Source organism: Tissierella sp. (genome assembly GCF_032104385.1).
In the GTDB taxonomy this organism is placed as follows: Bacteria; Bacillota; Clostridia; order Tissierellales; family Tissierellaceae; genus Tissierella.
The window spans coordinates 62,695-82,560 of the sequence record NZ_DAMCHJ010000008.1 but is presented as its reverse complement, the minus strand read 5'-3'; the positions used below and the strand labels follow the sequence as shown (position 1 = coordinate 82,560).

Annotated in this window: 20 protein-coding genes; 2 read left to right on the top strand and 18 right to left on the bottom strand. The window is 28.4% G+C overall.

Going from position 1 to position 19,866, the window contains the following annotated elements; all coding sequences use genetic code 11:
- Nucleotides 1–14 precede the first annotated feature (14 nt).
- The 3 genes from glsA to RT714_RS09605 are packed head-to-tail and all read right to left on the bottom strand — an operon-like array spanning nucleotide 15 to nucleotide 3,594.
- Nucleotides 15–929 carry a glutaminase A gene (glsA, locus tag RT714_RS09615; protein ID WP_313757353.1) on the bottom strand — a complete coding sequence of 305 codons (915 nt, stop codon included), beginning with the start codon at nucleotides 927–929 and terminating at the stop codon, nucleotides 15–17.
- Nucleotides 930–943: 14 nt separating this feature from the next.
- Nucleotides 944–2,608 (bottom strand): nucleoside kinase, encoded by a 1,665-nt coding sequence (locus RT714_RS09610; RefSeq protein ID WP_313757352.1) that lies wholly within the window; start codon nucleotides 2,606–2,608, stop codon nucleotides 944–946.
- A 17-nt stretch (nucleotides 2,609–2,625) separates the two neighbouring features.
- On the bottom strand, nucleotides 2,626–3,594 hold the full coding sequence (locus RT714_RS09605) for an RluA family pseudouridine synthase (protein WP_313757351.1): 969 nt from the start codon (nucleotides 3,592–3,594) through the stop codon (nucleotides 2,626–2,628).
- A gap of 102 nt (nucleotides 3,595–3,696) precedes the next feature.
- On the opposite strand from RT714_RS09605, the gene RT714_RS09600 reads away from it, so the two are divergent.
- Nucleotides 3,697–4,251, top strand: a complete 555-nt coding sequence (locus tag RT714_RS09600; RefSeq protein ID WP_313757350.1) for a hypothetical protein — start codon at nucleotides 3,697–3,699, stop codon at nucleotides 4,249–4,251.
- Nucleotides 4,252–4,279: 28 nt separating this feature from the next.
- Here RT714_RS09600 and RT714_RS09595 read toward each other — a convergent pair whose 3' ends face one another.
- Together RT714_RS09595 and RT714_RS09590 are read right to left on the bottom strand one after the other, a co-directional pair.
- Complete coding sequence (locus RT714_RS09595; RefSeq protein WP_313757349.1) at nucleotides 4,280–4,840, bottom strand: DUF6648 family protein; 561 nt, start codon at nucleotides 4,838–4,840, stop codon at nucleotides 4,280–4,282.
- A gap of 26 nt (nucleotides 4,841–4,866) precedes the next feature.
- Nucleotides 4,867–5,601, bottom strand: coding sequence for a pseudouridine synthase (locus tag RT714_RS09590; RefSeq protein WP_313757348.1), 735 nt, complete (start codon nucleotides 5,599–5,601; stop codon nucleotides 4,867–4,869).
- A 128-nt stretch (nucleotides 5,602–5,729) separates the two neighbouring features.
- On the opposite strand from RT714_RS09590, the gene RT714_RS09585 reads away from it, so the two are divergent.
- Nucleotides 5,730–5,897 carry a DUF1540 domain-containing protein gene (locus RT714_RS09585; RefSeq protein WP_313757347.1) on the top strand — a complete coding sequence of 56 codons (168 nt, stop codon included), beginning with the start codon at nucleotides 5,730–5,732 and terminating at the stop codon, nucleotides 5,895–5,897.
- Nucleotides 5,898–5,949: 52 nt separating this feature from the next.
- On the opposite strand, the gene RT714_RS09580 is transcribed toward RT714_RS09585, so the two are convergent.
- The 13 genes from RT714_RS09580 to RT714_RS09520 form a co-directional block, all read right to left on the bottom strand.
- Complete coding sequence (locus RT714_RS09580) at nucleotides 5,950–6,384, bottom strand: hypothetical protein (RefSeq protein ID WP_313757346.1); 435 nt, start codon at nucleotides 6,382–6,384, stop codon at nucleotides 5,950–5,952.
- Between the two features lie 81 nt (nucleotides 6,385–6,465).
- Nucleotides 6,466–7,419, bottom strand: a complete 954-nt coding sequence (locus RT714_RS09575) for a TIGR01212 family radical SAM protein (protein WP_313757345.1) — start codon at nucleotides 7,417–7,419, stop codon at nucleotides 6,466–6,468.
- A 15-nt stretch (nucleotides 7,420–7,434) separates the two neighbouring features.
- Nucleotides 7,435–8,256, bottom strand: coding sequence for a Cof-type HAD-IIB family hydrolase (locus RT714_RS09570; RefSeq protein ID WP_313757344.1), 822 nt, complete (start codon nucleotides 8,254–8,256; stop codon nucleotides 7,435–7,437).
- A gap of 64 nt (nucleotides 8,257–8,320) precedes the next feature.
- Nucleotides 8,321–8,725, bottom strand: coding sequence for a DUF1292 domain-containing protein (locus tag RT714_RS09565; RefSeq protein WP_313757343.1), 405 nt, complete (start codon nucleotides 8,723–8,725; stop codon nucleotides 8,321–8,323).
- A gap of 88 nt (nucleotides 8,726–8,813) precedes the next feature.
- Nucleotides 8,814–10,268 (bottom strand): aminoacyl-histidine dipeptidase, encoded by a 1,455-nt coding sequence (locus RT714_RS09560; RefSeq protein WP_313757342.1) that lies wholly within the window; start codon nucleotides 10,266–10,268, stop codon nucleotides 8,814–8,816.
- 123 nt (nucleotides 10,269–10,391) lie between these two features.
- Complete coding sequence (locus RT714_RS09555; RefSeq protein ID WP_313757341.1) at nucleotides 10,392–10,889, bottom strand: GAF domain-containing protein; 498 nt, start codon at nucleotides 10,887–10,889, stop codon at nucleotides 10,392–10,394.
- A 73-nt stretch (nucleotides 10,890–10,962) separates the two neighbouring features.
- Nucleotides 10,963–11,433 carry an anaerobic ribonucleoside-triphosphate reductase activating protein gene (nrdG, locus tag RT714_RS09550; protein ID WP_313757340.1) on the bottom strand — a complete coding sequence of 157 codons (471 nt, stop codon included), beginning with the start codon at nucleotides 11,431–11,433 and terminating at the stop codon, nucleotides 10,963–10,965.
- 15 nt (nucleotides 11,434–11,448) lie between these two features.
- Nucleotides 11,449–13,767 carry an anaerobic ribonucleoside triphosphate reductase gene (locus RT714_RS09545; protein ID WP_313757339.1) on the bottom strand — a complete coding sequence of 773 codons (2,319 nt, stop codon included), beginning with the start codon at nucleotides 13,765–13,767 and terminating at the stop codon, nucleotides 11,449–11,451.
- A 112-nt stretch (nucleotides 13,768–13,879) separates the two neighbouring features.
- Nucleotides 13,880–14,755: a radical SAM/SPASM domain-containing protein gene (locus RT714_RS09540; RefSeq protein ID WP_313757338.1), complete on the bottom strand. Its 876-nt coding sequence runs from the start codon at nucleotides 14,753–14,755 to the stop codon at nucleotides 13,880–13,882.
- A gap of 47 nt (nucleotides 14,756–14,802) precedes the next feature.
- Nucleotides 14,803–15,279 (bottom strand): peptide-methionine (S)-S-oxide reductase MsrA, encoded by a 477-nt coding sequence (msrA, locus tag RT714_RS09535; protein WP_313757337.1) that lies wholly within the window; start codon nucleotides 15,277–15,279, stop codon nucleotides 14,803–14,805.
- A 77-nt stretch (nucleotides 15,280–15,356) separates the two neighbouring features.
- Complete coding sequence (locus tag RT714_RS09530; RefSeq protein ID WP_313757336.1) at nucleotides 15,357–17,117, bottom strand: DUF4153 domain-containing protein; 1,761 nt, start codon at nucleotides 17,115–17,117, stop codon at nucleotides 15,357–15,359.
- A gap of 74 nt (nucleotides 17,118–17,191) precedes the next feature.
- Nucleotides 17,192–18,538, bottom strand: a complete 1,347-nt coding sequence (locus RT714_RS09525; RefSeq protein WP_313757335.1) for a (p)ppGpp synthetase — start codon at nucleotides 18,536–18,538, stop codon at nucleotides 17,192–17,194.
- A gap of 106 nt (nucleotides 18,539–18,644) precedes the next feature.
- Nucleotides 18,645–19,748, bottom strand: a complete 1,104-nt coding sequence (locus tag RT714_RS09520; protein ID WP_313757334.1) for a 2Fe-2S iron-sulfur cluster binding domain-containing protein — start codon at nucleotides 19,746–19,748, stop codon at nucleotides 18,645–18,647.
- Between the last annotated feature and the right edge of the window lie 118 nt (nucleotides 19,749–19,866).

Here is a 19,866-nt window from a genome sequence, read left to right as displayed (position 1 = left end):
TTTCTCCCTCCAATTTAAAATATATTCAAATTTAATTCCCTAGATAAATCTTTCATAATTCCATATCCCACAATAGAATTACCATATTGATCTAATGCTGGACTAAATATCCCTATACCCATTTTATATGGTATTGTCCCTAATATACCTCCACCTACTCCGCTCTTTGATGGTACACCTACTGTTGCAGCATATTCTCCACTAAAATTATACATTCCACAGGTTGCCATAATAGCCGTAACTATTGATGCCACCCTATCACCAGATATTTGGGTGTCTTGATTTATCAATTTACATCTATTAGCTATAAATAGTCCCATTTTAGCAATATCTAATGTAGTTACCTCTATGGAACACTGCTTAAAATATACATCTAGTATTTCTTCTACATCCCCTGTTATAAACCCCCTAGCCCTCATTAAATAAGCCATTGCCCTATTTTTATGCCCTGTTTCTTTTTCTGATAAATATACTTCCTCATTATAAGATATACTTGAATTTTCTGTTACCATTCTAATAAAATCCAATAATCTATTGAATTTTTCTTCACCTTTACCTTTAATTAAAGAGGTAGTAACTATAGCACCTGAATTTATCATGGGATTAGAAGGTTTCACCGTATGAGGGAAATCCAATTTAAATAATGTATTAAATGGTTCCTCTGTTGGTTCATAATCTATTTTTTTAAACACACTCTCTTCACCATTATCTATTAAAGATAACATTAGACTCATAATTTTAGATATACTTTGGATAGTAAACTTTACGTCATAATTTCCCGCCTTATAAATGTTTCCATCTGTATCCATTAGACAAATCCCTATATTATTAGGATCTACCTTTGACAGTGCTGGTATATAGTCTGCAACCTTCCCCTTAGATATTAAATATCTATTTTCTTCAATAATTTTAGATAATAGCTCCTCCATTTTTTCCCCCTTACTTAGTGAATATCAAAATAAGTTTTTCCTATAAATTCTCTCAAAATTGAATTCGGTGGTATTATACCTTCATCATCAATATCCTTAAAATATTCTAAGAATTTAAGTAATTTCTTTGCTTCTCCATAATAAATACTACTGCTATCTATTTCTTCTAACAATGGTTTTATATGTTTTTTTAGAACTGCTAATTCATATACTAAAGCAGAATCAAACATTATATCCGCCTCTTCTTGGAAAGGAAATATATTTTTTTCTTCTCCCTTTCTTACTCCAGCCCACATTTCTAGAGTACGTGTAGCATCATTACCTCTATATTTAATATCCCTTACAATCCTTCTAATAAGTCTTGTATCTGTAGTTGGAATTCGATTATGAGCATCTATATTAAGTTGTGTTAAAGCTGATATATATATTTTATATTTATTCTTTTCAGGAATATAGCTGGTCATCTTAGGATTTAGACTATGAATTCCTTCAACTATTATTGGATGATCTTTATCTACTTTTACTATTTTTCCAGATCTTTCACTCTTACCTGTAATAAAATTGAACTTAGGTAATTCAACTTCTTTTCCCTCTAATAAACTTACTAAATCTTTATTTAATCTCTCCAAGTCTATTGCATCAATGGCTTCAAAATCATAGGTTCCATCTTCATTTATTGGAGTTTTCTCCCTATCAACAAAGTAATCATCTACTGAAATTGATATTGGTCTTTTCCCATTTACTTTTAATTGAACTGCTAATCGTTTTGAAAATGTAGTTTTTCCAGAGGATGAAGGCCCAGCTATTAAAATTAAATGAATGTCTTCATCTTCACAAATTTTATCAGCGATATTTGCAATCTTTTTTTCATGAAATGCTTCAGATATCCTGATTACCTCTGCTATTCCTCCATCTATAATTTTCTCGTTTAAGGAGCCTACATATGCTAAATCTAATATATCTCCCCAATCATTTGCTTCCTTAAATACCTTAGATAATTTCTTTAACTCTCTAAACGCTGGTAATTGATAATTAGAATTCATACTAGGAAACATAATTAGAACTCCTGGATAATAATACTTCAGTTTGAAAATGTCTACGTATCCTGTAGATGGAGCTAAGAAACCATGATATGTATCTATATGCCCTCCTATACTATATACATCTATCTCTTCTCTATCTAAAGTATTAAAAAGTCTTATCTTATCATAATAATTATGTTTTTTAAAAAGTTCTATGGCATTATCTTTAGGCATTTTTTCACGAATTATAGGAAAATCCCTTTCAACTATTTTCTCCATTTTTTCCTGTATTTTCTCAACTTCTCTAAAAGTTATGGAATATCCTTTTTCAAAAGTTGCATAAAGTCCTTCTCCTAAAAAATGCTCTATTCTCACAGTTCTTTCTGGAAACAATTCTCCACATGCAATTATAAAAACAGCAGATATGGTTTTAGTATATATTCTATATCCATCTACATCACGGATGTCTAAAAAACTTATATCTGTACTATCTTCTACAGCTTTACTTAAATTGAAAACCTCGTTATTTATTTTAGCACCTAAATATTTCTTATAATCTTCTTCAAATACTAATTTAGCTACATCTTTTAAAATCATACCCTTTTGGACTAATATTTCTCCCTTTCCTTCTACATTTAGCTTAATCTTACTAGCCACATTAAACACCTCCAAAATTAATCAAATAATTTTTTTTCTATTTTTGCAGCTTGCCCCATTAAGTCCCCAATAAAACTTTTACCATTTAGATATTTAAGTTCATCATATAAACCATTGAACTCTATTTTATAACCATGAAGCCATTGATTATCTAATGAATATTCTTCATAAAATATTTTGTTTGTTTCCTTATTTCCATATTTTCTATCTCCAATAACTGGATATCCTAAGGAGGATAGATGTCCTCTTATTTGATGTGTTCTTCCTGTAATTAACTCAATCTCAAGTAAAGAATATCCATTCTTACTTTTAAGAGGTTTTACAACTGTTATGATTTTTTTTGAGCCATCTAAATTTTTTTCATGTATTGTTACTTTGTTTTTATCTTCATCCTTTAATAAATATCCTTCTACAGTAAATTCTTTTCTTATATTCCCTTTAACTATGGTTTTATAAAACCTTCTTATTCTTCCTTTCTTAATTGCTTCATTTATTTCTTTTAATGCTTGATAGTTTTTTGCTCCAATTATTACACCAGAAGTATTTCTATCTAATCTATTACATATAGAAGGAGTAAATGTTGTCTGAATTCTAGGTACAAAGTCCCCCTTCTCAATTAAATATGAAATCATACTATCTACTATATTTTCTTCAAACTCCTTAGATGCACCATGAGATAGTATACCTACTGGTTTATTTATGAGTATAATATTATTATCTTCATATATAATATTAGGTATCAGCTTTGATTTTATTTCTTCTTTTTTCGCAATAAATTTATCTATAGTTTCATCTGAAAGATAAAGCTGAATTCTATCTCCTTCGTAAATGGTAGTTTCTGGCTGTGCCTTAGTATCATTTACCTTTATATTCTTTTTTCTAATCATTTTATATACGAAGCCTTGAGGCGCTTCTTTTAAATATTTCTTTAAAAATCTATCTAACCTTTGTTCATTTTCATTTTTATCTATTATTATTTCTCTCAAAGTTTTCTCACCTTTTCTAAAATCTTATGTTATAATTATATTATACACTATTAATTAATTAAAACCTAAATTTTTACAAAAGTTATTTAGAGAGGTGAAACTATGAAGAATTTTTTTGAAGGAATAAAGGACTTCCTATATGATTCTGTAGACTACATAATAATGATTGGAATAGTAGGTATTGTAGTCTTAGTAATAGGTTGGAGACTTGACCTTCTATTTGCCAAAGATGCATTAGATATGCCGCCTAAAACTGATATTATTGTTGAAGATAATAAAGATAATGACTCTTCTTCTACCGTAGATAATAGTCAAGAACAAACTACTGAGAAACCTAATGATGAATCTAAAAATAACAATTTAAGTAATAACGATAATACTGGTGAAGCACCACAACCTGAAACTCCACCAGAAAATCCAAATAATAGTACAAATGAATCTACCGATGGTAAAGTTGTTAAAATTACAATTCCATCTGGCTCCTTGCCTTCTAAAATTGGAAGCATATTAGAATCCAATGGTCTTGTTGATAAAATTGAATTTGTTCAAAAAGCTCAGGAGCTAAAACTAGATACTAAGCTTAAATCTGGTGATTATGAAATTAAAGCAGGCAGTTCTGTAGAAGAAATAGTTACATTAATTGCAGGTAAAAAATAGAGTCTTTTTAGAAGACTCTATTTTTTATTTAATAAGTTTCATTAATATATTCATCTATTAAAGATATCTTTTTTTCTTCTACGAATACTCCTTCTTTCTTGAGTATATCCAATAGCCAAATAGCCTTGGAATGAAATATTGCCTCCTTATAATCAAGAAGTACAATCTCATAAAGTTTACCATTTAAAAGCTTAGAATTGACATTAATATAATATGCTTCTACTCCTTTAAATTCCAAATATTTAAGTAAATTTAGAGCTGCTTTATCCTTTTCATGATAATAATTATTACCCTTATTTAGATAATAATTATAATACTTTTGATGTTTTCTAGTATTTTTTACTTCTTTTGCTAACATATTAAAATATTTTGCTAATACATTGTAATATTGATAATTATACATTCCCATCTCATAACTATCTATCCTCAAAAATGGTTTTAAATTCATCTTCATTACTAAATCATAATTATATTCTAAGAACTGTTTTTTGGTTATATCTCCATTTTCAAATTGAATTATTATGGAAGACCTATTATCAAAAAATCTTTCAAAACTTCCCCTTTTATTATAAAAATTCAAACTACACACCCTATCTAATTTTAATTTTAATTATATTATATCATATTTACATGAATTTTTAATAATTCTATTTCGTCTTCCGTTAATTCTCTGCATTCTCCAGGATTTAATGATTCATCTAAAGCTAAAGGTCCCATAGAGATTCTTTTTAGAAATAAAACTTTCATTCCAATACTTTCAAACATCCTCTTAACTTGATGAAATTTCCCCTCTTGAATAGTTAAATGTACTTTAGATATTATATTTGCATTTATTATTTCTAAACTTGCAGGTAAAGTTTTATATCCATCCTCCAAAATTACACCAGCTTTAAATACTTCAATATATTTATCTTCTACAAATCCATCTACTTCTGCATAGTATGTTTTATTTATTCCTTTTTTAGGAGATAGTAGCTCATGTGCTAACTTTCCATCATTACTCAGCATCAACAATCCCTCTGTATCCTTATCTAATCTTCCTACGGGAAATGGTTTATAAATTAAATATTCTTCATCAAGTAAATCTATTACGGTTCTAGTTTTTGGATCATCTGTAGATGATACAATTCCTTGAGGTTTGTTTAACATAATATATATATATTCTCTATATAATACTTCTTCATTATTAAAAAAAATCTGGTCTTCATATGGATTTACCTTAAACTCATTATTTAAAATAATAGCATTATTTACTTTCACCTTACCATCTTTTATAAATTTTTTTACATCTTTTCTACTGCCATATCCCATATTAGCAAGTATTTTATCAAGTCTTTCTTTTTTTACCATTTTATCACCTTTCTCATCTAATATAAATATTCTACCTTATTTTCTCTTTTATTTAAACTATTATAGGTATAATAATTTAGAAATTAGTAAAACTAATATTGAAAATTATTTTGAAAGGAGACTTTATCATGCATGATGAAAATATTACCCAAGGAGTAAAGTGTGTAGTAAATACTTGCCATTACTATAAAAATGGAGATCTTTGTACAGCTGGTAAAATAGAAATACAGCCGAGAAATGCATCTTCATCTGAAGAAACAGATTGTGGTACATTTAAACCAAATAATATGAAATAGTGAAAATAATTATCTAAAAAGGCAGAAATCATAAAGATTTCTGCCTCCTGTCTTATATTGCATATTCAACTTCTAACTCTATACAATATTCCTTTAGATTTTCTGGTATTTGTTCCATAGTATAGTCTATATTTATAAAAAATTCTATTTCAAATTTTTCACTTATTATATTTAAATTCTCTACAAGTTTCTCTAAACTTGGTATATCCAACTTAATTACCTTATATATACTATCTACATAGATTTTTTCCACGTCATAATCCATTCCAATTAAACCACACAAAAAGCCATAGAATGATTCAATATTTAATATATTGAACTCCATGGCATTGATTAATCTCACATTATAATTTAAAGTAAATATATGGTTGTCATCCACATCAATAAAAGCAATATTCCCGTTGCCTTCTTTCATATCTTTGTTAGCATTGTCAATTAACCATTTTGTCTTCCCTGAACCCTTTTCACCTAAAATTAACTTAACCATGACTAACCACCTCTACCTTTCTTTTATTTTATAATTATATATTCGACATAAATCTTGAATTTCCTCTTTTATCTTACAAGATTATTCGAATTTTTTTATTCCTTTTCCATTTAGATAATTAAACTTAGTACCTTGTCTAGAGTGCCTTCGCTCCATAATTGATACTATCTCATCTCTAATCTTCCACCAAGACTCATTCCAATTAGTAAATAATGAATTTTTCTCAGGAGCTCTACCTATAATTCTTTGTATTACAATATTGGGATCCAAATATTCTAAAAACAAAATTACCCTTTCAATATACTCTTCCTTAGATATTAAAGATATTTCTCCTCTCTTATAAAGATTTCCTAAGGCAGTTCCATCTACTATATACAAAGCATGAAGTTTTATTTCTTCTACTCCTAAGGATGATATTATCTTTGCATTTTCAATTACATCTATATCATTATCCCAAGGAAGATTTAAGATTATATGAGTACAGTTTCTTAACTCATATTTCTTAATTTTTATTGCAGCATCTATATATTCCGCCAAGGTATGTCCTCTATTAATCTTCTTCAAAGTATAATAGTTTACCGTTTGAAGTCCTAATTCTATAGTTATATCAATATTATACTCTTCTTTAACCTTAGATAAATATTCTAGATATCTATCATTAATGCAATCAGGTCTAGTTGATATAGATATCCCAACTATATCATCAATCAAAGCCTCTTCTATACAATTTTTAAATTTTTCAAAAGGCAAATAAGTGTTTGTAAAATTTTGAAAATATGCTATAAACTTCTTCGCCTTATACCTTACCCCAATATACTCTTTATTTATTTCCAATTGTTCTCTTATAGATATAGAAGATTCTAGGTTTTCAAAAGATCCTCCCTCTTCTCCACAAAAGATACACCCCCCCTTGCCAACAGTTCCATCCCTGTTCGGACATGTTAATGGAAGATTTATGGGTAGTTTATATACCTTCTCACCATATTTATCATTTAGGTATTTGGAGTAAGTGTTATATACTGTTATTTGATTCAACTTCTTCCTCCTTTCTTAAATATTTAATACCCTTTTTAATTGAAAAGCAACACCTGCTTCATTATTATCTCTATCTGAAATTATTTCTGCTGAAGACTTTACTAAAGTACTAGCATTTTTCATTGCTATGCCAAGACCAGCATTTTTTATCATCTCTAAATCATTATTGTCATCACCAATTGCAATTATTTCTTCAGCTTTAATATTTAATGTACTAGCATACTCTAGTAAACTAATCCACTTACTTCCAAGAGGATTCATTATTTCTAGCATAGTTTCTGCAAATTTTATATTCTCCATTATATGGATATTATAAGCATTAGGATATCTATTCTTTATATCCTCATAAAAAGGATAAATCGCTTCTTTATAATCTCCATAAACCACTGCTAATATCCTATCATCTGATATTTCTAGACAATCATTCACCTTTTTAAATCTATTATCGTTTTCCAAATAATCCTGATAATCTCCAGAAAATTCAACTATCATATCAATGCCATCTTCATATCCATCTATATGGATAATTGGGCTTAAGTTCCTCTTTCTTCCTTCCTCAACAACAATTCGAAAATCCTCCATATTGAGGTACTTAGAAAATATTACCTTATCATTTTCTGAGTTTCTAACTATATTGCCATTGTTAGCTAAAATTGTCATATGACCATCTATTTTCTTAGTTAATTCCTTGGCAGACCAATATCTTCGTCCTGTAGCAATAACTATCTCATAATCTCTTTTAATTAATTCATTTATAGTATCTAAGTTTTCTTTTGGTATTGCTTTATTATCATCTAGCAATGTTCCATCTAAATCAATGGCTATTAATTTATACAATTTTCCTGCCCTCCTACAGTTTACAAAAAGCACTTTACCCAAATGGCAAAGTGCTCCTATATAATTATTCCTCGTCTAATTCATCGTAATTTTCATACTCTACAAAATCTTCTTCATCCAAAAATAAAGCTTCAAATGCTTCTGATACAGTTGTAAATTCTTCTTCATTTTCAATAGGTAATAAATCGAACTCATCATCTTCAAGTTCAACATATCTATAAAGTAACACTTCCTCTTCTCCCATAGGCAACAATGCAATATATTCAATATCTTCAACCTCAAATATACCTAAAACATTGCACTCTAACTCAGTATCATCATCTAATGTTAGATAAATTATATCATTTCCATCCATATCCTCAAATTCAAAATTTTCATATTCATGGTCATCACTACAGTCACACCCACATCCGCATCCACCACAATGCTCATCATTGTATTCAAAAGTTTCATCTTTTTTATTGTCCATTTTTATTCTCCTTTGCAATTATATTTAATTAATTATATGCTAATGATACCCTATTTAACTATAGAAGTACATATATATTTTAGAAAATTTATTTAATTCTTTCTAATACTTTTAATAACAATTCATATGTCCTTTCTGTAGACGAAATACTAAGTTTTTCTCCAGGTGCATGTACCCCATACATATTTGGTCCAAAGGACACCATATCCATATCACCAAATTTTTCTTTAAATAATCCACACTCAAGACCTGCATGAATAGCCGTAACATTTATATCTTTACCATATATGTCTTTATATGTTTCTTTAAATATATCTCTTATATAAGATTCTTTGCTATATTCCCAAGCAGGATATGAGGAAAGTCTTTCCCATTTTATTCCCATAATTTCTGCTAATAAACTTATTTGATTTGAAATATAGGATTTTAATGTTCCTACTGATGATCTAATGGATATTTCAATAGTTATCTCATCTTCAGCAACCTTTATAACACCTACATTATTAGAACTTTCTACTAATCCTTCTATGTCTATACTCATAGATTTAACTCCATTAGGTAAAAGCATCAATGAAGTAATTATCTTATCCTTAGTTGCTTTTGAAAACACCTTATCTATATTATTTTTTATTTTATTAATTTCTAATTTAATATCCCTATCAGAAGAACTTAACTCAAATTTTAAATCTTCCTCTATATTTGAAACTATACGTTTAGTTTCTTCTATATCATTACTTGGAATCCCCATAATGACTTTCGCATATCTAGGAATAGCATTGGATTTAGAACCACCTCCTATATAACATAAATCTATATCTATATTTCTATTTAGTGTATTTAATATCCTTCCCATTATTTTATTGGCATTTCCCCTACCCTTATCAATTTCCATGCCTGAGTGTCCACCTTTTAATCCAGTAACTATTAACTCATATAATTCCTTTTTTTCAGGTAGTTCTTTCCATTCTATTGGAATGGTTATTATATTTCTCTCTCCACCTGCACAGCTTACAAGTATCTTCCCCTCTTCTTCAGAGTCAATATTTATTAAAATCTTACCTCTTATATTAGCTGGATCCAATGCTTCAGCTCCGCTCATACCTGATTCTTCATTTGATGTAATAAGCACTTCTAATGTTGGATGAGGTATATCTTTTGATTCTAGTATAGCTAATGCCATAGCTACTGCAATACCATTATCAGCCCCAAGAGTCGTTTCTCTTGCAATAATATAATCTCCATCTATCTCCATATTAATTGGATCCTTTGAAAAATCATGATTTGAATCATTGATCTTTTCACCGACCATATCCATATGTCCTTGTAGTATTACAGTAGGACTGTTTTCATATCCTTTATATGCTGGTTTTTTTATAATTACGTTTAATGCTTCATCTTGAATAACTTCTAATCCTAAATTTTCACCTAAATTGACCAAATAATTACTTATTCTTTGTTCATCATAAGAGCAACGAGGTATTTTAGATATTTCTTCGAAATAATACATTACCCTCTCTGGATTAAGACCTTCCAAGACTCTCATATTTATCATCCTCTCTGTAATTATTATTTGTTTTTTATATTATTCCTAGTTGAATACAGTATTATAATCTTTACCAACATCAATAGTCTTTAAACTTTAATTAAAATACTTTATTAATAAAGTCTATATATTATCCCAATTAATATTTTCATTTAATATTTCAACAAGTTTAATAAAATATTCCTCTTCTAGTTTTGTAAATCTATTTTTTACAGGACTATCTAAATCTAATACTCCATAAACTTTATTATCTTTCATTAATGGGATAACAAGCTCTGAGTTTGAGGCCGAGTCACACGCAATATGTCCTGGAAATAAATTAACATCTGGAATCAACTGAACTTCTCTAGTTTCTACTGCCTTCCCACATACTCCTTTGCCTATGGAAATTCTATTACAAGCTGGCAACCCTTGAAATGGTCCTAATACTAATTCTTTATCCCTTAATATATAGAAACCTGCCCAGTTCAATATATCAACACAAGACATTATTATACCTGTTACATTTGATATATTGGCTAAATCATCTTTCTCTGAACTAACTTGACTTTTGGTAAGAACTAGCATATATCTTAATCTTTCTTCCTGATTCATATCTTTAATAACATCCAACTTAAACATATTTCACCTCTCAAAATACTCCTTTACCATATATTATCAAATATATTATACTTTAACAATGAAAATAATCTTGTTATCGTCCCAAGTATTTTTTCACATCTATTATCCTTTGATTTGTTGAACCTCGAAACTGTAACATCATGGATTTTTTAGATATATCAAACTTACCATCTATTAATATATCAGTTTGCAATAGCAATTCTCTAAATTTATCATTTCTAAGTATTTCTTCAAAGGTATATCCTGTATAGGTAACTACATTTAATCCCATATTTTTAACCTTTTCAGCTAAGATACTACATTCCGTTGCTTGCTCAAAAGGTTCTCCCCCACTAAGAGTAATTCCATCTAATAAAGGATTTTGTATTATCATATTAACTATATCATCTATATCTATTAATTTACCTCCGTAAAAGGAATGGGTTTCAGGATTATGGCATCCAATACAATTATGACTACATCCTTGAGTAAATACTACTAACCTAATACCTGGACCATCTACAATAGACTCTTCTTCTATTCCTGCTATTCTTATTTTATTCATTTTGCTTCTCCTTACTTATTTACAGGAAAAATGTTTTACTCTATCTCTTTCTTCAGCTTTTTTAGCATCATTAAATCTATCAAGAGTACCTACTAAATATCCTGTTATACGGCGAATTCTTTCAAATTTAATATCTCCTTCTTGCCTTCCACATTGCGGACATATATCTCCGATTATTCCTGTATAGCCACATACTGGATCTCTATCTATTGGATGGTTAATTGAGCCATATCCAATACCAGCTTCTTTCATAGCTCTAACAACCTTTTCAAATGCTTCTAAATTATAAGATGGATCCCCATCTAACTCTACATAAGTTATATGTCCAGCATTAGTTAATTCATGATATGGTGCTTCTAAATTTATCTTATCTATTGCTTTAATCTTGTAATAAACTGGAATATGAAAGCTATTTGTATAATACTCTTTTGTAGTTACACCCTCTATATCTCCAAATATATCCCTATCAATCTTAACAAATCGCCCTGCAGTACCCTCAGCTGGAGTTCCAATTAAAGTAAAATTCATCTTATATTGTTTACTAATATCGTCCATCCTATCTCTCATATGCTTAACTATTGCTATTCCAAGTTTTTGAGACTCCTTATTCTCACCATGATGAGTTCCTACTAAAGCTTTTAGACATTCAGCTAAACCTATAAAACCAATGGACAATGTACCATGTTTCAATACTTCTCTTATACTATCATCTTTAGACAGTTTCTCTGAATCCATCCAGATGCCCTGTCCCATAAGAAATGGAAAGTTATTTACTTTTTTACTTGCTTGTATCTCAAATCTTTCTATTAATTGCTCTATAACTAGATCTATAGTTTCATCTAATTGTTTATAAAATCCTTCTATATTACCCTGATTTTGAATACCTAATCTTGGAAGATTTATGGTGGTAAAACTTAGGTTTCCTCTACCATTTACAATTTCTCTAGATGGATCATAAACATTTCCTACTACTCTAGTCCTACATCCCATGTAAGCCACTTCTGTTTCAGGTTCCCCTTTTTTATAATATTTAAGATTAAAAGGCGCATCTATAAATGAAAAATTAGGAAATAATCTTTTAGAGCTTACTTTACATGCCAATTTAAATAAATCATAATTTATATCTTCTTTATTATAATTAACTCCTTCTTTTACCTTGAAAATCTGTATTGGAAATATTGGAGTTTCTCCATTTCCTAAGCCTTGCTCAGTAGTTAATAGCAAGTTTTTAATTACCATCCTGCCTTCAACCGATGTATCCGTACCATAATTAATTGAACTAAATGGAATTTGTGCACCTGCTCTAGAATGCATAGTATTTAGATTATGAATTAATGCCTCCATAGCTTGGAAGGTTCTTTTGTCCGTATCTTTATAACTATTTCTCTCAGCAAAATTTTGTATCTTTTCAACAACTTCATTATCATTTAATAATTCTTTTAAATATTCAGCTTCTTTTTCCCTATATTCCTCATTATTATCTAATGTGGGAAACAACTTATATTCTTCTAAAATTTTAAATACATTATCTAAATTATCATCTAAATCCACATCCTCAACTAATAATTCAATGGCTTTCCTTAGATTTTGCCTATATTGTTTAATATAAGTCTTTTTAACTCCCAGTGCCATTCCATAATCAAAGTTAGGTATGGATTGTCCTCCATGTTGATCATTCTGATTTGATTGTATGGCTATGCATGCTAGAGCTGAATAGGATTGTATGTCTTTCGGCTCCCTTAAAAATCCATGTCCAGTACAAAACCCATTCTCAAATAGTTTTACTATATCAATTTGACAGCAAGTAGTAGTTAATGTAAGAAAGTCTAAATCATGTATATGGATATCTCCCGATTTATGAGCCTTTGAATGATTTGGATTTAAAACAAATAAATCATAGAATTGTTTGGCAGATTCAGAACCATATTTAAGCATTGTACCCATGGCTGTATCTCCGTCTATATTTGCATTTTCTCTTTTTATGTCTACATCCTTCGCTTCCTTAAATGTAAGGTCTTCAAATACCTTCATAAGCCTAGTATTCATTTCTCTTACTCTATTTCTTTCAGCTCTATATAATATGTATTCCTTAGCAGTCCTAGCATGACCAGATTCAATAAGCACTTTTTCAACAATATCTTGTATATCTTCTACATCTGGTATCTTTCCTTGAAATTTATCATCTACTACATTTACTACTTTCTCTGCTAAAGCCATAGATGTATTATAATCATGTCCTCCTGCAGCTTGTGCCGCTTTAAAAATTGCATTAGAAATCTTTTCAATATTAAAAGGAACCTCTCTGCCATCCCTTTTTTTAATTTTAGTAATCACTCTAATTCCCCCTCATCTTCTATAAACACTATATATCGTCATACTATTTTAACAAACCACTATATGTTGTGTCAACCTTTTATGAGATAATTATCTTTATAACTTTTATTAATTAATTAAAACGAGTTCTAAATCCACATTTTCTGCACATTTCTTCTACAGCAATTCTTTTTGAAAATCCATCATAAATATTTTTTGCTCTATTGCTCGATAAAATTTTATCTAATTTTGTTTCATATATATTCCCTAAGGATATCTTGCCTTCCCCGTCTAAACAACAAGGTATTACGGTACCATCGACTAAAATCCCTATATGATCTCTTAATCCATGACAATATCCTTTATCTCCAAAATCTTGATTTCTTAAATCTGGCCATATAAATTCTTTATCATGATTTAAATATATTCTATCAGCTATTTTAATCCCTCTATGAGGATTTATTGTATCTTCAATTTCAAATTGAAGTCTAAATTCTTCTTCAATTCTTCTTAGAATTTCTCTATTTTTTTCTACTTTTTTATTAATTAAATTATCATCAGTTAAATTCCAAAGTCTTAATGATATTATTAATGATTCATTTCTCTTTGCTAGATTAATAAATTCAAATATATCATTTAGGTAATCTTCTTTCTTATCCATCTCATCATTTCCATCAAAACTGTGTAATGAAATATTAATTTGTCTAAGCGATGGGCTTCCAATTAACTTTTCTTGTACCCTAGAAATTAAAGTACCATTGGTCGTTATATTTACTTTAAATCCCTTATTATAGGATATACTCAATAATTCCTCTATATTTGGATGTAAGAGCGGCTCTCCTTTTACATGAAAATAAATATAGTCAGTAAATTCTTTTATTTCATCCAGTACATGAGAAAATCCAGAAGTAGTAATAAATCTTTGCTCTCTTTTAGTCTTCGGGCAAAAACGGCACTGAAGATTACATATATTTGTTATCTCTATATATATCTTTTTAAATCTTTTCATCCTATCAACTCCATATACATTAAAAGAATCCCCTAAGGGATTCAATTTTATTTACTTAAATCTATATGACAATAACCACCTGGATTTTTCTTTAAATAGTATTGATGATATTCCTCTGCACCATAAAAAGATTTTAATTTCATAATCTCTGTTACTATGGGTTTAGTATATTTAGTTTTCTGCTCCTCTAAGGTTTTATTTATAAATTCCAAATCCTTATCATCTATATAATAAATTCCCGTTCTATATTGATTTCCTATATCTGGTCCCTGCCTATTTAACATAGTTGGATCTATTATTTTCCAAAATTTATTTAACAGTTCTTCAAGGGAAATAATACTCTCGTCATATTTTACATAAGTAGTTTCTACATGACCAGTAGTACCCATACATACTTCTTTATAACTTGGGTTATTTGTAACTCCATTTGCATAGCCCACCTTTGTTTCTACTACTCCGTTTATTCTTGACATATATTCCTGTACTCCCCAAAAACATCCACCTGCTAAATATATTTCTTTCATGGTCATCCTCCTTTGCTAATATTCCAAATAAATATTATATTACTATTTATCATAAAATAAAATCGATACTTATATTATTATTTATTCCCAATTAATAGAATAAAATCTATACTTTGAATAACTAAATTATTATCATCTTCTACCCTTCCACTTACATCAGTAAATATAAATTTAAAATTCATATCCCCCCCAATACCAAGAAAAGTAATTTCATATTCCATATCCTTATAACTCATATTATTTTTATTCTCGTTTTGTAATTTATCTTTTTGTTTTTGGTATATATCATTTACAAACTGAAGCATATCTTGCTCAAATATAATATTATCTTCTTTAGAAACAATCAAAGAGTTTTTTAATCTATTATATTGTAAATTAAGCCCATAAAATTCTATTTTATTTTCATTCCATGAGTTCATCCGTACATAATAATCATATCCTTTTATATCAATAACATCTTCTGCATTATTTACACTATAGTAAAAATATCTATTTTGCTCATATGAATAATAAGGTTTATATTCAAATCCAACTACGTCCTCCATCTTATCTAAATCAAAATCCTTTGGCAATGCTTTTATATCCTTTAACTGATGATTTGAGTTAAAATAACTTATTATATTACTTATTTCTCTTTTATCATCTAAAGGTATTTCACTATTTTTAACTATCTGTCCATTACTTAACATATTGTTCCTAGCTAATATCTTTTCAAATCTTTTATTTTGACTAAACTTTGAAATAGCAAAACTACTTAGAGGTCCATATACTGAATTCAATATAATCAAAGATAAACTAATAGGTATAATAATATTTTTCAAAGATTTATTAAATGAAAAATATAACATTATTCCCAATACCCACAATCCAAGGAACACTATATAATATCTATTCTCAGTTATTCCATACTGAGCTATTCTTTGATAAATAGACATAAACATCATAAGAAGCACTGGGAGTATTATTTTAGGAAATAAATCCTTAAACAATTTAGCTACTCTGCTATCTTCTAATATTGGAGTTATTAAAAATATTACTCCAACAGCTAATGTTGAATACCATAATACTAAATGTGATACTAATCCCCTAGGCCATTCTCTTGTTATAAGTATCTTTCCAAAATAAACATATAGTATTGCTGTGTATATAGTTATTAAAGGAATTACTATATAAATTAAAAGTATTTTTAATGCCTTAGTATATTCCACTTCATTATATTCTTCTTCCATAGATGGAAATTTAGATAAGAACAAGGACACTGCAAATACTAAAGATACTATTAAAAACATATAGTAATAAATTTCACCACGAATATTTACATCAAATAACTTCTCTATAGTAAAAAGTATTGCTGCTACACCAAAATATAGAACAAATGAATATATAAAGGTCAGAGCAAAACTAGACCATATATCCATTAAGTAATACTCATAGTTATTCTTTCTTCCGATCCTCTGTATATATAAAGAGGATATTAAAAAAAACGTCATGGTTCCTAAGTATCTAGACATAGGTACCATTTTGTAATCATTTATAAAATAAAAATAATATAATACTAAAAATCCACTTCCAATTACATATAGAGCTATTTGAATTGATTTCTTTTTCCTAAAAAATTTCTCCACTAATAATCCAATACATAAAGATAAAGGAATACTAAGCCCTACCATTAGATTTATCTTTTCTAATGTTTCTTGACTATCTTGGGTTAGATGTGTTTCATTCATATAAATTAAGAGAATAGCCAAAAATGTAGACATAGCTACGGTTATAGGAAATCTTTTAACACTTTCTCTTATACTTAATAAAGTTGTTTTTACTCTACTAAAAAACTTCATCTTTTCAACTCCTTTCTGCCTTATAATATATGTTTACCCAATAAGAAAAAAAGTATTTGATTTTTTCAAATACTTTAAAAATCATGAGTTAATATTGCCTCTGATATTTTTTCTTTATTTTCTTTCCAATCCATAAAAGAATCTATCTTATCAAAGAGATTTCCTATATTATAATTTAAAGTTTTAATACTACAATCACTTAAAAAGTCAATATCAACCTCTTTTGAAAATGCAGTGGCTATATCATCCATCACATAATTAATTATTTCATCTTTTTCATATTCCTCAATATCTTTATTTTCTAATTTAAGCATTAAATTCTCATAAAACCTATATCTAATAAATATCATAAAACCTTCAAAATCTTCTGCATTATTACCTTCTTCTATCTCAAATATTATTCTAAAAAACAAATTCCATCTAAAGTCTTTATTTATTATTTCAAGAATTCTACTACCAATTTTTCTTGTAAAATCGTCATTGAAAAAAATCTCTCTTTCAAAGTTTATATATCTATTAAAGGATATATCATTCTTACCTATATCATTTAATCTATTTAGTATTCTAAGGAAATTTATACTATAGTTTTCTGACTCTTCAGGTCCGCCCTTCATAAAAATATAGTTTACAATTACATCTGTGGATTTTTTAAAATCCACAACAAATCCTATTTCCTGCCTTATTTTGACTATATAGATATCATGAATAATCTTTGACAATAAAGCCTGAAGCTGAATTTTCTTATTTAAGGAATTGCTTGCATCCATTCCATTTAAATGATTATATACAAGCATTAATTGTCTATCAATCATAGATAAATTATCTTTTATAGAAGACATAATATCCCTAAAAAAATCTTCAGTCAGCATATAATTAAAATTTTTATATAATATTCTATGGTCTATTTCACCCCAAAAAACATTTACCAAAGATTTTATTTGCAATTCAAAATTAATGCAATTTCCATCTTTGCAATATTTACCATCAATTTTATATATTTCAAATCCATTTTTTTGCTTCTGTGGCTGTTTCTCATCTAATTGTAACAAAATATTTGAATTAAGATGATTAGTGTAAAAACCATTTTCACATTTTATCTCAAATAAGTTCATAATATCTTTATAAATTTTCTCTTCATCTTCAATAAATCTACATTCAATCCTAAAACCTATTAAATCGGATAAATTATTTAATAGGTTCTCTGGCGTTTTATATTTTATGTAGAAATTATGACGCAATATTTTCTCTCTTAGGCTTTCTGGAGATTTAATTCTATAATTAACATTTAAAAAATGATCCTTTATAAAAAAACTATCAGTAAAAAATTTTTCTAATGAATTCGCTACATTTTCTATACTTTCCTTTCTTTCTTCTATAAGTTCTAAGGTTTCATCTATAAAGTCGAATAATTCGAGTTTCATTATCTATCCCCCTAGGATTTTTTGTATATAATTTATATACACATTTAATTATATCATAAAATATACGATATTAGTCCACAAAAAAGAGAAACCTAATGGATTTCTCTTAATCAAATTTATCAAAATATATTAATTCTTCCGGTAAACCTTTGTTTACAAGAGATTTTACCATAGAATCTATCATTGGTGGATTCCCACAAAGATATGCTTCTTTATTTTCAGAATCCATAAGATATTTTTCTATAGCATTGTTTACCCTACCTTTTTCTCCAGTCCAATTATGCTCCTCAGTCACCCTTGATAAAGTAGGAATAAATTTAAAATCATAAAGAACTTCTTCTAGTTCCTTAAAATAATCTAGTAAGAATAAATCATCTGGGGTTTTTGCACCAAAGTAAAATCTTGCTTTTCTATTTATATTATATTCTTTCATATGCTTAAGTATAGAAAGTATAGGTGCTATACCTGTTCCAGCTGCAACTAATATAACTTCCCTATCATTATCATCATGAAAATAAAAATCTCCATAGGGTCCATTAATTTGGACAGTATCTCCCACTTTCAAATGGTTGTGTACATAGGTAGTACATTTACCACCAGGCACATATCCTATAAACAATTCAATATATCCCTTATCTGAAGGAGAAGATGCTATAGAATAAGCTCTATAAACTTCTTCATCATTCCCATCATAAATAGGTGCTTTAAGCTGAATAAACTGACCTGGTTTAAATTTAATTTCCTCTCCTTCTGGTAATCTAATTCTCAATCTTTTGATTACTGAAGTCATATCTTCTATTTCTTCCACTGTTGCAATATATTCTTTTACATTAAATAGTTCTTCTGGTATCTGAATTTTAATATTCTCTTTTACTTTACATTGACAAGAGAGTCTAATATTGTCTTTCAACTCATCTTCTGTTAAAAAAGGAGTTTCAGTTGGCAACACAGGACCTCCACCATCAATAACTTTTACTTTACAATACCCACAAGTTCCCTTCCCCCCACAAGCAGAGGGGATAAAAATCTTTTCTTCAATTAAAGTGGATAAAAGAGAAGAACCTCCATTAACTATATATTCCTTATCATTGTTTATAGTTAATTTTACTTCTCCATAATTTCCTATGGTTTTATCGGCAAGAGTAAGCAAAAATGCAAATATGGCTGAAATGCCTGTAACAGTTGCTGTGGTTATTATTATCTCATTCATATTTTTTCCCCCATCATTGAATTTGGACTATGCCTGAAAAGCCTATGAAGGCTAAAGCCATTAATCCAGTGATAATCAGTGTTATACCTGGTCCTTCAAGCCCCTTAGGAACAGATGC

Bases quoted from the DNA above. Each gene is read 5' to 3' on its own strand.
- RT714_RS09585 (WP_313757347.1), top strand. From the start codon at position 5,730: ATGCATGATGAAAATATTACCCAAGGAGTAAAGTGTGTAGTAAATACT.
- RT714_RS09560 (WP_313757342.1), bottom strand. From the start codon at position 10,268: ATGAGAGTCTTGGAAGGTCTTAATCCAGAGAGGGTAATGTATTATTTC.
- RT714_RS09520 (WP_313757334.1), bottom strand. From the start codon at position 19,748: ATGAATGAGATAATAATAACCACAGCAACTGTTACAGGCATTTCAGCC.
- msrA (WP_313757337.1), bottom strand. From the start codon at position 15,279: ATGAAAGAAATATATTTAGCAGGTGGATGTTTTTGGGGAGTACAGGAA.
- RT714_RS09590 (WP_313757348.1), bottom strand. From the start codon at position 5,601: ATGGTAAAAAAAGAAAGACTTGATAAAATACTTGCTAATATGGGATAT.
- nrdG (WP_313757340.1), bottom strand. From the start codon at position 11,433: ATGAATAAAATAAGAATAGCAGGAATAGAAGAAGAGTCTATTGTAGAT.
- RT714_RS09555 (WP_313757341.1), bottom strand. From the start codon at position 10,889: ATGTTTAAGTTGGATGTTATTAAAGATATGAATCAGGAAGAAAGATTA.
- RT714_RS09540 (WP_313757338.1), bottom strand. From the start codon at position 14,755: ATGAAAAGATTTAAAAAGATATATATAGAGATAACAAATATATGTAAT.
- glsA (WP_313757353.1), bottom strand. From the start codon at position 929: ATGGAGGAGCTATTATCTAAAATTATTGAAGAAAATAGATATTTAATA.
- RT714_RS09525 (WP_313757335.1), bottom strand. From the start codon at position 18,538: ATGAAACTCGAATTATTCGACTTTATAGATGAAACCTTAGAACTTATA.
- RT714_RS09565 (WP_313757343.1), bottom strand. From the start codon at position 8,725: ATGGACAATAAAAAAGATGAAACTTTTGAATACAATGATGAGCATTGT.
- RT714_RS09580 (WP_313757346.1), bottom strand. From the start codon at position 6,384: ATGGTTAAGTTAATTTTAGGTGAAAAGGGTTCAGGGAAGACAAAATGG.
- RT714_RS09530 (WP_313757336.1), bottom strand. From the start codon at position 17,117: ATGAAGTTTTTTAGTAGAGTAAAAACAACTTTATTAAGTATAAGAGAA.
- RT714_RS09600 (WP_313757350.1), top strand. From the start codon at position 3,697: ATGAAGAATTTTTTTGAAGGAATAAAGGACTTCCTATATGATTCTGTA.